The sequence below is a fragment of the Janthinobacterium sp. GW460-12-1-14-LB5 genome (genome assembly GCF_059423585.1).
In genome coordinates this window covers 175262-187708 of sequence record NZ_JBWKYD010000005.1, presented here as the reverse complement: position 1 = coordinate 187708, position 12447 = coordinate 175262, and the positions used below count along the sequence as shown (strand labels likewise).

Genomic DNA, 12447 nt, shown 5'->3' with positions numbered 1-12447 from the left:
CATACGCGGACGAAAAAAAACCCGCGCAAGGCGGGTTTTTCTGGCAGGCGCATTCAATTTCTAAAGTGCGTCATGGCATAAGTCAGATGCTGCCACCAGTGTTCGCGCGTGTGCACGGACGCCAGGCATTTCGCGTCGGCCTCGTTCTTGAACGCGGGGTCCACGCAAGCCTTGGTCACCAGCGCATTGCGCTGGTTTTCCACGCTGACGACGGCGATCGCCAGCCACGCCACGAGGGCCAGAGCCAGTGCGCACAGGGTCCAGGGCAGCTGTTTCATGACGTTCTCCGCTTACTTCCTGGCTGGCGCCGGGGCGCGCTCTTTCAGCACGCGCGCCACCAGTTCATCCATCACGCGCAAGGTCGCCGCCTGGGTTTGCGGCTCGGACTGGCCCGGACGCGACAATTGCGCCGGCGACGTGACGAAACGGCCATCGATGACGATGGTCGGCGCGCTGTCGATCTTGCTGGCGGTAATCAATTGTTCGTTGCGTTTCAGCTTGGTCTGCACGCCGAACGAGTTGAACATGTCCAGGTATTTCGCCTTGTCGATGCCGTTCTTGACCAGCAGGTCGAGGATGGCGTCATCGCGGTTCAGGCGGTTGCGCTCGACGTGGATGGCGCGGAAGATCTTGTCGTGGAACTGGTCCAGCTGGCCCATCGCTTCCAGCGTGGCATAGGCGTGCGCCTGCGGGTCTTTCGGGCCGGAGAAGGCCAGGTGGATGCGGCGGAAGGCGATCTTGTCGCCCTGCTTCTTGACCCAGTCGTGCATCAGCGGATCGAGCGCGTAGCAATGCGGGCAGGAATACATGAAGTACTCCACCACTTCCACCTTCTTGCCCGTGTCCGTGCGCACTGGGGTCGGGAGCGTGGTAAAGCCGGTATCGGCCGCCATGGCGCCGCCGGTGGCCGCCACCAGGGTGACGGCGGCAAGCAGGGGACGCAAGAAACGCAGAAAACGCATAATAATCCTTCATCATAAAGTGGTCGTGAACGGGGCGAGATTACCACTTTTTGCGCCGGCCATTGAAGCCCGGGTGGAAAAAAGGCGCTTTTACGCGCTCCGTTTGCGCCCGATTAAGCCGCTCTTAAGCGCCGCCGCGCGTCTGCCTCAGAAATGGTAGCGCGCCGACACGCGCAACTGGCGCGCATCGTTGAGGTAAATGCTGGAGCGGCAGCCCGGCGCATCGCCGTAATGGCGGCGGTTGGCCAGGTTGCTGCCGGCCAGTTCCAGCTCCCAGGCACCCAGCTTGCGCGCATAGCGCCCGTCCACGGTGGCAAACGCGGGCACCTGCGCCAGGCAGCTGTTGGCGAAATCCGGACCATAGCGCAGGGCGCGCAGCCATTGCACGCCCACGTCGGCACTGGCGCCGGCCTGCCCCGTCCAGTACAGGCGCAGGCTGGCCAGGGTTTTCGGCACGAGGGCGATGTCCGGGCCGTCGTAGGCGTAATCGTCATAGCGCGCATGCACCTGGCGCAGCTGAGCGTCGAGGCGCCAGTCGCGCGCCAGCGCCAGGCCGGCCTCGATGGCGATGCCGGCGCGGCGCGAGGGCTCGAGGTTGCCCGCAAAGCCCAGCTGGCCCAGGCTCTGGTCGAAGACGATCTGGTTGCTCAGGCGCTCGCTGAACAGGCGCACGGAAGCGCTGCGCGCCGCGTCGCCGAAGGTGGCGCCCACTTCCGTTTCGCGCCGCAGCTGTCCCGCCAGGGGGCGGTAGCCGGCGCGGGTATAGCCATCGTCGTCGATGCGGTAGCTGCGCGCGGCCTTGGCGTACACGCTCAGTTGCGGGCGCAGCTGCAGGCTGCCCTGCAAATCCCAGGCATTCTGGTTTTCCCAGTCGCTGCCGCCGGCGGGCATGTCGGCCGGATCGAGCTGGAACTGTTCATGCCGCAGCCCCAGCAGCAGTCGCGGCGCATACGCGCCGCCGAAGGCCAGCTCTTCGCGCAGCAGCAGCGCGCGCGAGTACTGGCGGCGCTGCCCGTCGCCATCGCGGCCCGGCGCCGCGCGGTCCGAGCGCCGCTGCCACTGCATCAGGTCCAGGCCCACTTCCGTATCCGTGCCCACGCCGCCCACCTTGCCGTAATGGCGCAGACGGGGCGCCAGTTGCCGGCGGCGGCTGCTGTAGCGCGATTCGCTGCTGCCGTCCTCGCCTGCATAGCGGGCCGTGGCGCGCTTTTCCCGCTGCGACAACTCCACGCCCAGCTCGAAACTGCCCACATAGCGCTGCACGAAGGCGCTGGCGCGCCGCACCTCATAGCGGTACAGGTCTTCCGGGCGGGCCGCCAGCAAGGCCAGGAACGGCGCCTCGGGCGCGGGATAGCGGGTGTCCTGGTTCAGCTGGTCGGCGCTGAAGCCGATGCGGCCCTGGCGCAGCTTCCATTCCGCGCCGCCGTTGAAGCCGCGCTGGTGAAACACGCTGCCATCGCGGTAATTGCCGTTGCGTAGCCCGTCGATGGCCACGTCGAGCGTCATGCCGTCCTGCTCGCGCGACAGCGCGCCGCGCACGCTGTGCTGGCCGCCCTGCGCCAGTTCGGCGGACAAGTCGCCATGCGTGACGCCGGCCGCGCCGCCATCCACGCCATCCTGCGCGCACGCCGGCATGGCCAGGGCGCACAGCAGCAAGGTGCGCGTGGCGATGGTCAGGGCGGGAGGGACAGGCATCATGGCGGAAAGCTGGGTGCGCTGCCGGGGCGCGGACGCTCGGCAGAGGGACGGAGGGATGGCAAAAGCGAATCATTATACCCACGGCGCACGGCGCCGCAAGCACCAGCCCGCTGGTACTTTCCTTATGCCAATATTTTATTGGTGATTTGGCATTTTTGTAGGTATATTAAGGTGCACCCGGCAATCCCGGGCGCAGCCGACTGCATTTAAAAATCAACAATAAGAAGTCACTGTGGGAGTCACGCATGGAAAGTCGTAGCACAACGCGCCAGGGGCCGCCAAGTCCCCGCGGCACGCGCCGCAGCATTGGTTTTTTCCCCATCTTGGGCAAGTTCAAAGCCCTCTCCATCGCCGCCCTGCTGCTGGCCGGCCTGGCCCTGCAGGCCGACCTGTTCGCCCAGCCGGGCCAGGGCAAGCCTGCCGGCGCGCCCGTGCCGCTGGCGCCATCGGCCGACGGCATCGCCCTGGCGTCGCCGCACGCGTCGGCCGTCGGCACGCCCAGCGCCAGCAATGCGTGGGGCGGCGCGCGCACGGGCGCGCAAGCGACCCTGTCGGACCGCGTGGTCGACTACCAGATCGAAGCGACGCTCGATCCCGTCAAGCACACCATCGATGGCCAGCAAAAGTTGCGCTGGCGCAACCGCAGCGCGCAAGCCGTCAGCAGCGTCTACCTGCACCTGTATCTGAACGCATTCGAAGGCGAACATTCGACCTTCTTCACCGAAAAGCGCAAGCTCGACACGGGCTTCCGCTCGGGCGTCGACACGCGCGACGGCGAGTGGGGCTACATCGAACTGCGCAGCATGACGCAGAACGGTGCAAAGGCGCCCTGGCATTTCGTCCAGCCGGACAACGGCCCGGCCACCGACCGCACCGTGGTGCGCGTCGACTTGCCGCAGGCCGTCGCGCCGGGCGCCGAGACGACGCTCGACATCCGCTTCTTCGACCAGCTGCCGCGCGTCATCGCGCGCACCGGCTATTTCGGCAGCTTCCACCTGGTGGGCCAGTGGTTCCCGAAAATCGCCGTGCTGGAACTGCCCGGCGAACGGGGCGCCACCGCGCCGCGCTGGAACGCGCATGAATTCCACCTCAATTCGGAGTTCTACGCCGATTTCGGCCACTACGACGTGAAACTGACCGTGCCCAAGGAGTACACGGTGGGCGCCACGGGCGAACTGCAGGGCGCGCCGCAGGAAAAGAACGGCATGCTCACGCATCACTACGTGCAGGGCGACGTGCACGATTTCGCCTGGACGGCCGACAAGCGCAGCGCCCAGCCCCTGCTGGGCAGCTGGAGCGGCCCAGGCAGCCCGCCGGTGGCCATCAAAGTGCTGTACCCGCCCGAATACGCCTCCAACGCGGCGCCCGCGCTGCAGGCGGCCAAGGATTCGCTCACGTATTTCTCGCGCACTCTGGGCCCGTATCCGTACAAGACCCTGACGGTGGTGATTCCGCCGTTTAATGCGGCCGAAGCGGGCGGCATGGAATACCCGACCTTCATCACGGCGTCCAGCTACGCCAGCCTGCAGCCGAAGACGGCGGCAGAATTCGGCCTCGACTTCGTCACCATCCATGAATTCGGGCATGGCTATTTCTACGGCATCCTGGCCTCGAACGAGTTCGAGGAACCGATCCTCGACGAAGGCTTGAACGAGTACTGGGACCAGCGCATGCTGCGCGCGCGCGGCCAGGACATCCACGCCACCACGCCCCTGCTCAAGCGCCTGGGCTTCGATCCCGCCTTCAAGGTCTTCGAATTCGAGCGCATGGCCGCACCGCGCCAGGATGCGGCCGACCCGCTGGGCCAGAATGCGTGGAACCGCCTGCAGGGCGTGGGCCCCGTCTACAGCCGCACGGCCGTCACCATGCGCGACCTGGAAGCGCGCATCGGCAGCGAGGCCATGGAACGGGGTTTCAAGGCCTATTATGAACAGTGGAAATTCCGCCACCCGAGCGTGGCCGACCTGCGCGAAGCGCTGGCCGAGGCGACGGGCCAGCGGCGCATCGTGGAACAGGTCTTCGCGCAGCAAGTCTATGCCAGCGCGAATATCGACGACCGCATCGGCAGCTTCACCAGCGAAGAGCAGACGCCGCTGGCCGGCACGGCGCTGGTGAACGGCAAGCGCGTGGAACACACGGCCGAGGCGCTGGAAAAGGAGGAGGAAAAGGTGCGCGAGGCGTGGGACAAGGCGCATCCGGACGCCAAGCCCGGCACGGGACCGTATCCGTATCTGACCAGCGTGGTCTTGCGCCGCCGCGGCGCGTCCGTGCCGCAGGTACTGCTGGTGAAGTTCGCCGACGGCACGTCCGAACGCGTGGTATGGGACAACGAGCAGCTGTGGCAGCGCTACACCTGGAGCAAGCCCGTGAAGGCCGTCTCGGCCGAACTCGATCCCGACCGCGTGCACTACCTCGACGTCAACAAGCTCGATGACAGCCGCACCCTGAAAGCCGATGCCTCGGCCGCGCGGCGCTGGAGCTTCGACCTGGCCGCCGCCTTCCAATACCTCCTTTCCCTGATTGCCATCGTATGAGCGCCACTTCCACGACACGGGCCAGCGGCCTGACCCTGACCACGCGCGCCAGCCGCGCCGCCCTGCAATGGCGCTTGCTGCTGCTGTGGGCGGGCTTGCTGCTGATCCCCGCCATCCTTGCCGTCTTTCCCCTGTGGCGCACCCTGAGCGCCAGCCTCGACCAGGCCGTGCATGCGGCGGCCCTGGCGCACCAGCTCGACATGTCGACCCTGGCCGACCTGGTCGCCAATGCGGCACGCAACGGCGCCGCCATCAACCAGGCCGCCATCACCGGCGCCATCCTGGCCTTGCTGCTGTCGCCGCTGCTGAGCGGTCTGGTGGTGACGGCCGCGCGCGCGCCTGCGGCGCTGGGCTTCGGCCCCCTGCTGACGGGCGCCTTCGGCGAATACGGCCGCATGCTGCGCATGCTGCTGTGGAGTATCGTGCCGCTGGGCGTGGCGCTGGCGATCGGCGCCGGCGCGCTGAAACTGGCAGACAAGCACGCGGCCAAGGCCATCCTGGAAGCGGACGCCGACCTGGCCCGCCACCTGGCCTTGCTGCTCACGGGCGTGCTGTTCCTGCTGGCCTGCGCCACGCTCGACGCGGGCCGCGCGGCGCTGGCCGTCGACCGTCGCCGCACGTCGGCCGTCAAGGCCTGGTGGCGGGGCCTCGGCATGCTGCGCCGGCGTCCGCTGGCCAGCCTGGCCATCTACCTCGTCATCACCGTGCTGGGACTGGCCCTGTATGCGCTGCTGGGCGTGGCCCGGCTGAACCTGGCCGCCCCCGGTCCGCTGGCCCTCGTGGCCGGCTTCCTGGCGACGCAGCTGGCGGTGCTGGTGCTGGCGTGGATGCGCAGCGCGCGCCTGTTCGCCTTGATCGACGTCAAGCGTTCAATCGCCTAGTCAGGCCCCCAGGCGCCCTTCATCGGCGAGGAAGTCGATGAAGGTGCGCACTTTCGACGACAGGTAGCGGCGGCTCGTGTACACGGCGTACACCTTGCCGCCCGCCAGCTGGTAGCCGTCGAAGAGGCGCACTAGCCGCCCTGCCGCCAGGTCCGCATCCGTTTGCCACGAGGGCAGCAGGGCAATGCCCATGCCGTCGAGCGCGGCCGCGTGCAGCAAGCTTTCGTTATTGCATTGCAGCACGGGCGAGAACTTCACCGTCTCGCGCCCCTGCTCCCCGTCGAAAGCCAGTTCATTTCCGTTTGACAACAAGGAATAGCTGATCATGGCGTGTTGCGCCAGGTCCTGCGGCACGTGCGGATGGCCCGCGCGCGCCAAGTAGGCGGGCGCGGCCACCAAATGAAAGGCGATGCTGCCGATGGGCCGCGCGATCAGGCTCGGCGACGGCGCCTGACTCACGCGCAGGGCCAGGTCGAAGCCCTCTTCCACCAGGTTGACGACTCTTCCGCTGAGGTCGACGTCAAAAGTCACTTCCGGGAAGCGCTCGCGGTAGGCGGCCAGCGTGCGCGTAAAGATGGCGTTGGCGAACCAGACGGGGGCGCTCAGGCGCAGCATGCCGCGCGGCACCACCGTCGTGCGGCCGACCGTCGCTTCCACCTCGTCGAGATTGTCGAGCATGTCGCGGCACTGTTCAAAATACACCTTGCCGATTTCCGTCAGGCTCAGGTGGCGGCTGCTGCGGTTCAGCAAACGCGCGCCCAGGTGGCGCTCCAGGTGCATCACGTGCTTGCTGACCATGGCCGGCGACAGGTCCAGGCGCTCGCTGGCCCGCACGAAACTGTCCAGCTCCACCACGGCGCGAAACACGCGCATGCTGCGCAAGGTATCCATGAGCATCCCATCATCAACAAAATGGAAATGATATATCAATAATTGCGATCTTGATCAACTGACCGCGCATGACTATCATCGACAGCATCAGCCATTCCCACCAGGAGCCGCCATGCAAGAGCACACCTTCCCCACGTATTTCCTGTCGCACGGCGGCGGCCCGTGGCCGTTCATGAAAGACCAGTTCGGCGGCCGCTACGACGTGCTCGAAGCATCGTTGCAGGATATCCCGCGCCAGATCGGCGCGCGTCCCAAGGCCGTGCTGGTGGTGACGGCGCACTGGGAAGGGCCGCAGTTTCTCGTCTCGGCCAGCCCCAAGCCCGGCATGATCTACGATTACTCGGGCTTTCCGCCGCACACGTACCAGATCCAGTACCCGGCGCCGGGCGCGCCGGAGCTGGCGGTGCAGGTAAAACAGTTGCTCGATGCGGCCGGCCACCCGGCGCGCCTGGACCACGAGCGCGGTTTCGACCATGGCACCTTCAGCGCCCTGTTCCCCATCTACCCGCAGGCGGACATGCCGCTGGTGCAACTGTCGCTCAAGCACGGCTACGACCCGCTGACGCACGTCGAAGTGGGCCGCGCGCTGGCGGGCCTGCGCCGGCAAGGCGTGCTGATACTGGGCAGCGGCCTCAGTTACCACAACCTGCGCCAGTTCGGCCAGGCGGGCGCCGCCGCCTCGCACCAGTTCGACGCCTGGCTGCGCCAGGCCATGGCCTTGCCGCCAGAACAAAGGCTGGAGCAATTGCTGGCCTGGGACCGGGCCCCGGGAGCGCGCCAGGCCCATCCGCAGGAAGACCACCTGCTGCCGCTGATGGTGGCGCTCGGCGCGGCCGAGCAGGAAGCGGCGCACGTGGTGTACCACGAGGAGGATTTCTTTGGGGCGCTGGCGGTGAGCAGTTTCAAATTCGGATAATCGGATAGCGCATGAAAAAAAGCGCCGCAACATTGCTGTCGCGGCGCTTTTTGCATGGTGAAGCGGTAACTTACGTGCCGCGCTTGCCGCGCGCCGCATTCTTCGCCTTCTCGGCGGCAAGCTCCGCTGCCTTGGCCGCTTTTTCCGCCATCTCGGCCGCGTGCTGGGCCAGCAGGGCGGCGCGCGTATCCGGCGTTTCCAAGGAGATACGCCCGAGGATGCCGCTGCGGTAGTCGAGCAACAAGGTGTGCGACGCTTTCTCGAAATCGTAGTCGCCGCCCTTGATGCGGAAACCGCGCCTGGCGGCGATGCCCTCGACCACGCCGATGGCGTCGACTTCATCGACCTTGGTGCCGTAGCGGGCGGCCAGCAAGTCCGGGTAGCGCTTGAGCAATTCCTCGGCCAGGAACACGGCCACTTCCTCTTCGATCAGCGCATTCGAGCCGATGGCGTGGCTGGCCGCCAGCATCAGGCCATCGCTGGGGATGGCGATCTTTGGCCACAACATGCCGGGCGTGTCGACCAGAATCGTGTTCTTGTCCAGGTACAGCTTTTGCTGCATTTTGGTCACGGCCGGCTCGTCGCCCACCTTGGCCACGCGCTTTTTCAGCAGCGCGTTCATCAGGGTCGACTTGCCCACGTTGGGGATGCCCATGATCATGATGCGCAGCGGCTTCGTCGGCACGCCGCGGTGCGGCGCCAGCGATTTCGCCAGGTCAGGGATGCGCGCCACGTCGCCCGGCTTCTTGGTCGTCATCGCATACGCGGTCACGCCTTCCTGGGCATTGAAATAGGCCACCCAGGCGGCTGTCGCGGCAGGATCGGCCAGGTCAGTCTTGTTGAGGATCTTCAGGCAAGGGCGCTGGCGGAACAGGCGCAGCTCGTCCACCATGGGATTGCAGCTGGCTGCCGGCAGGCGCGCGTCCACCACTTCAATCACCAGATCGGTGTTTTCCATGGTCTCGGCCGCTTTCTTGCGGGCCGCGTTCATGTGTCCTGGGTACCATTGTATCGCCATGCTCTTGCTTTCAAAATCGTTCGGTCAATCCGCTATTTTACGTGGTTGCCGCCACGACGTCCCATTTTCCGCCGCCAGCGCCAGCTGTGCGACACGAACGAGACAATTGGTGATAATTTGGCAGTTACATGAATGATAATATCCGCAGTCCGTCCAGCCTGGCCGGTTCACCATTGCAAGCTTAACCTGGCACGCCTTCCATGCACTTTTCCCGTTTTTGCCTCCTCGTCTCCCTTAGCGCCGGCCTGCTGCCCGCCATGGCCCAGGAACAAGCGGCGGCGCCCGGGGACCCGGTGAGCCAGGAAATGCAGCAGATCGTCGACGTGCAAGGCACGCGCGATCCCGACCTGCGCCCCTACCGCACCATGCTCAAGGGACTCGACGCGTATGCCGACCACCAGCGCCTGGCGCCGGACGCGCCGCTGCGCTTCATGCTGGTTCCCGCCACGCCCCAGGCCCGGCTCGATGGCGTGACCTTGCACCTGTCGGCCGACAACCTGTCCATCCCCGTGCCCCTGGCGGCGGACGGCAGCTTCACCTTGACGCGCGACAAGACGGCCTACGATGCGAATGCCGACCTGGTCAGCAACAAGAAGCGCGACACCCTGCGCTGGCGCGCCGACATCCATACGCCAGGACTGCCCGCGAACGTGCGCCGCCTGGGCGACTTGCGCCTGGAATGCGAAATCCGCTGGGCCGTCGAACAGGACCAGCTCCCCTTCGTCCGGCGCAACCTGTTCCGCCTGGCGGGCGGACCGTGCCACTCGTCGCTGATCCACGTACCGTTTCCCGTGCTGCGCAAGCTGCTGGCCGTGCAGGCGCGCTCGGGCGAGCGCACGCTGGACATCCGCGTCACGCAAGACCGCCAGCGCTTCGTGCCGCCGCTGCATGACGTGACCTGGGACGACAATACCCTGCTGACCCTGACCTATGCCGACGACGGAAAAATGGCCGGAGCCGCCCCGGCAGCGCCGTTGAAGGCAGCGCAGCGCCAGTGATGCGCGCCTGGGAAGCCAGGTCAAGTATTTCCACAAGGATTTTTATATTTACTGAGAGTAATAAAAAAGTGTGCTCTAATATCGCCTCTTAAATGAAAAGCAATTATTTCCAGGCTGGCTCCGCCAGGTGCAGGGAGATACGCGATGGGGATAGGTCGATATGATGATGGAACACACTGGCATGGCGCCCAAGCGCCCGCCGCGCAATGACTGGAAGAGGGAATGCCGGCAGTTGCAGGGGCAAGTGGCGCAGCTGGAAGAGCGCCTGAAACGCCAGAGCGCGGACAGTTATGGCTTGCAAATGCTGTATGACCAATTGGTCAATGAAATCAAGCACCACCGCGACATGCTGCAGCTCGACAGCTTCGATGCGGAGAAATCATCGCTCGTCTACACGCAAGCCTGGCGCCGCTTCATGGCCGGCGATGCGCTCGACTACCAGACGCACCGCCACACCAATTCCCGCAGCCGCCCCACCCTGCTGTAGTCAGAGTTCCGCCAGCGCCTTCACGTGCGCCGCCACGCTGCGGCCCAGCGACGACAGGTTGTAGCCCCCTTCGAGACAGCTGACGATGCGCCCCTTGCCATACTGATGGGCCACGGCCATCATCTGCTGCGTCATCCACGTGTAGTCGGCCTCCACCAGGCCCATGCCGCCCACGTCGTCTTCACGGTGGGCATCGAAACCGGCGGAAATGAAAATCATCTGCGGCTGCTGCCGGTGCAGCGCGGGCAGCCAGTGATCGAGCACCAGCTGGCGCACGGCATCGCCTTTCGAGCGGGCCGGCACGGGCACGTTGACGCGCGTATCCGTATACGATTCCACGTCGCTGTACGGATAGAACGGGTGCTGGAAAAAACTCACCATCAGGATGCGCGGGTCGTTCGCCACGGATTCGGCCGTGCCATTGCCGTGATGTACGTCAAAGTCGACGATGGCGACCCGTTCAAGCCCGCGCACGTCGAGCGCATGCTTGGCGGCGATGGCGATATTGTTGAACAGGCAAAAACCCATGGGTTCGCTGGGCCGCGCATGGTGGCCGGGCGGGCGGATCGCGCAAAAGGCGTTGCTGATCTCGCCATCGATGACGGCATCCGTGGCGGCCACGGCCGAGCCAGCGGCGGCCAGCGCCGCCTCGTAGCTGTGCGCGTTGAGCAGGGTGTCGCCGTCGAGCGGATAGTAATCGCCCGCCGGCGGCACGTTGTCGCGCACCAGGCCGATGGCCGTGGCGCTGTGGTTGCGCTCGATATCGGACAATTGCGCGCGCACGCCGTCGCGGTGCTCGACCAGGTCGCTGATGTGCGCGAGGATCAATTGATCGTTGATGGCCTGCAAGCGGGCCGGCGATTCGGGATGCCAGTCGCCCATTTCGTGGCGCTGGCAATCGGGATGGGTATAAATGGCTGTGCTCATGCGCTGTACTGGTTACCTCTGTCTCTATCCATTCTCCGGGAACACTGCATGGCATTCCTGTTCGCCCTGCGCGTTCTCGCATAAAATCACTGGCTGGTCTGTGCCGCCCTGGCCGTCCTTGCTGCCTCTCTAATCTACCACGAGCGCGCAACGGGCGGGCAGCGCGCTTTGACCTGGCCAAAGCGATTGTAAATTAAATAATCCATCGTACTGTGATAGAAATAGCATGTTTTCGAAAATACACCAGGCCGCACAGCAGATCGGCGAAGTTCTCGTCGGCAAACAGTTACAGATCCGCCAGACCCTCGCCTGCGTGCTGGCGGGCGGCCACCTGCTGATCGAAGACGTGCCCGGCGTGGGCAAGACGACGCTGGCGCATGCGCTGGCCATCTCGCTGGGCCTGCAATGGAAACGCCAGCAATTTACCAGCGACCTGCTGCCGGCCGACGTGGCCGGCATGAGCGTGTATGACCGGGGCAGCGCCAGTTTCATTTTTCATCCAGGCCCCCTGTTTACCCAGGTGCTGCTGGCCGACGAGATCAACCGCGCCACGCCGAAGACCCAATCGGGCTTGCTCGAAGCGATGGAAGAGCGGCAAGTGACGCTCGACGGCGTCACGCGCGCGCTGCCGCAGCCGTTTTTCGTCATCGCCACGCAAAACTGCGCACACCAGCTGGGCACCTTCCCCCTGCCCGAATCGCAGCTCGACCGTTTTCTCATGTGCGTCACCCTGGGCTACCCGGATGCGGCCGCCGAACGGGAACTGCTGCTGGGCGCCGACCGCCGCGCCATGCTGCAAACCTTGCCAGCCGTCATGAACGCGGAAGAATTGCTGCAGGCGCAGGCGGGCTTGCGCGCCATCCACGCTTCGCCTGCCGTGGTCGACTACGTGCTGGCCCTCGTGCATGCCACCCGCGTGCCGGGCGTGTTTGCCGATGGCCTCAGTCCGCGCGCCGCGCTGGCCCTGCTGCAGGCGGCGCGCGCCTGGGCCGCCCTGGCCGGACGCGACCACGTCACGCCCGACGATGTGCAAGCCGTGCTGCTGCCCGTCTGCGCCCACCGCCTGCATGGCGCGCAAGGAGCCTCGGATAGCCGCGCCCTGCTGCAGCACATGCTCTTGAACATCCCCGTCTGA

Annotated in this window: 12 protein-coding genes; 6 read left to right on the top strand and 6 right to left on the bottom strand. The window is 65.7% G+C overall.

The window, feature by feature from the left end; genetic code table 11:
- Positions 1-53: 53 nt before the first annotated feature.
- The 3 genes from AC07X6_RS06830 to AC07X6_RS06820 all read right to left on the bottom strand — a co-directional run bounded on the left by AC07X6_RS06830 (position 54) and on the right by AC07X6_RS06820 (position 2660).
- Positions 54-278 (bottom strand): hypothetical protein, encoded by a 225-nt coding sequence (locus AC07X6_RS06830; RefSeq protein WP_494790471.1) that lies wholly within the window; start codon positions 276-278, stop codon positions 54-56.
- A gap of 12 nt (positions 279-290) precedes the next feature.
- Positions 291-962 carry a thiol:disulfide interchange protein DsbA/DsbL gene (locus tag AC07X6_RS06825; protein WP_494790470.1) on the bottom strand — a complete coding sequence of 224 codons (672 nt, stop codon included), beginning with the start codon at positions 960-962 and terminating at the stop codon, positions 291-293.
- Between the two features lie 147 nt (positions 963-1109).
- A complete protein-coding gene (locus tag AC07X6_RS06820; RefSeq protein WP_494790469.1) occupies positions 1110-2660 on the bottom strand; it encodes a TonB-dependent receptor domain-containing protein in 1551 nt (516 codons plus the stop codon).
- A gap of 245 nt (positions 2661-2905) precedes the next feature.
- Between AC07X6_RS06820 and AC07X6_RS06815 the strand changes: the two genes are divergently transcribed.
- Together AC07X6_RS06815 and AC07X6_RS06810 are read left to right on the top strand one after the other, a co-directional pair.
- Positions 2906-5194, top strand: coding sequence for a M1 family metallopeptidase (locus AC07X6_RS06815; RefSeq protein WP_494790468.1), 2289 nt, complete (start codon positions 2906-2908; stop codon positions 5192-5194).
- Positions 5191-6075 carry a hypothetical protein gene (locus tag AC07X6_RS06810; protein WP_230538474.1) on the top strand — a complete coding sequence of 295 codons (885 nt, stop codon included), beginning with the start codon at positions 5191-5193 and terminating at the stop codon, positions 6073-6075. Before AC07X6_RS06815 ends, AC07X6_RS06810 begins: the two co-directional genes overlap by 4 nt.
- Here AC07X6_RS06810 and AC07X6_RS06805 read toward each other — a convergent pair whose 3' ends face one another.
- Complete coding sequence (locus tag AC07X6_RS06805; protein ID WP_474295332.1) at positions 6076-6966, bottom strand: LysR family transcriptional regulator; 891 nt, start codon at positions 6964-6966, stop codon at positions 6076-6078. It lies immediately after the preceding gene.
- Between the two features lie 112 nt (positions 6967-7078).
- Here AC07X6_RS06805 and AC07X6_RS06800 point away from each other — a divergent pair, with 112 nt between their 5' ends.
- On the top strand, positions 7079-7882 hold the full coding sequence (locus tag AC07X6_RS06800; protein ID WP_494790467.1) for a DODA-type extradiol aromatic ring-opening family dioxygenase: 804 nt from the start codon (positions 7079-7081) through the stop codon (positions 7880-7882).
- A 70-nt stretch (positions 7883-7952) separates the two neighbouring features.
- Here the strand turns inward: AC07X6_RS06800 and ylqF are convergent, their stop codons facing one another.
- Positions 7953-8873: a ribosome biogenesis GTPase YlqF gene (gene ylqF, locus AC07X6_RS06795; RefSeq protein WP_230538477.1), complete on the bottom strand. Its 921-nt coding sequence runs from the start codon at positions 8871-8873 to the stop codon at positions 7953-7955.
- Between the two features lie 227 nt (positions 8874-9100).
- Between ylqF and AC07X6_RS06790 the strand changes: the two genes are divergently transcribed.
- Positions 9101-9898, top strand: coding sequence for a hypothetical protein (locus AC07X6_RS06790; protein ID WP_494790466.1), 798 nt, complete (start codon positions 9101-9103; stop codon positions 9896-9898).
- A 163-nt stretch (positions 9899-10061) separates the two neighbouring features.
- Positions 10062-10385, top strand: a complete 324-nt coding sequence (locus AC07X6_RS06785) for a BREX-1 system adenine-specific DNA-methyltransferase PglX (protein WP_230538479.1) — start codon at positions 10062-10064, stop codon at positions 10383-10385.
- Here AC07X6_RS06785 and AC07X6_RS06780 read toward each other — a convergent pair whose 3' ends face one another.
- A complete protein-coding gene (locus tag AC07X6_RS06780) occupies positions 10386-11312 on the bottom strand; it encodes a histone deacetylase family protein (protein WP_230538480.1) in 927 nt (308 codons plus the stop codon).
- 226 nt (positions 11313-11538) lie between these two features.
- Between AC07X6_RS06780 and AC07X6_RS06775 the strand changes: the two genes are divergently transcribed.
- Complete coding sequence (locus AC07X6_RS06775; RefSeq protein WP_494790465.1) at positions 11539-12447, top strand: AAA family ATPase; 909 nt, start codon at positions 11539-11541, stop codon at positions 12445-12447.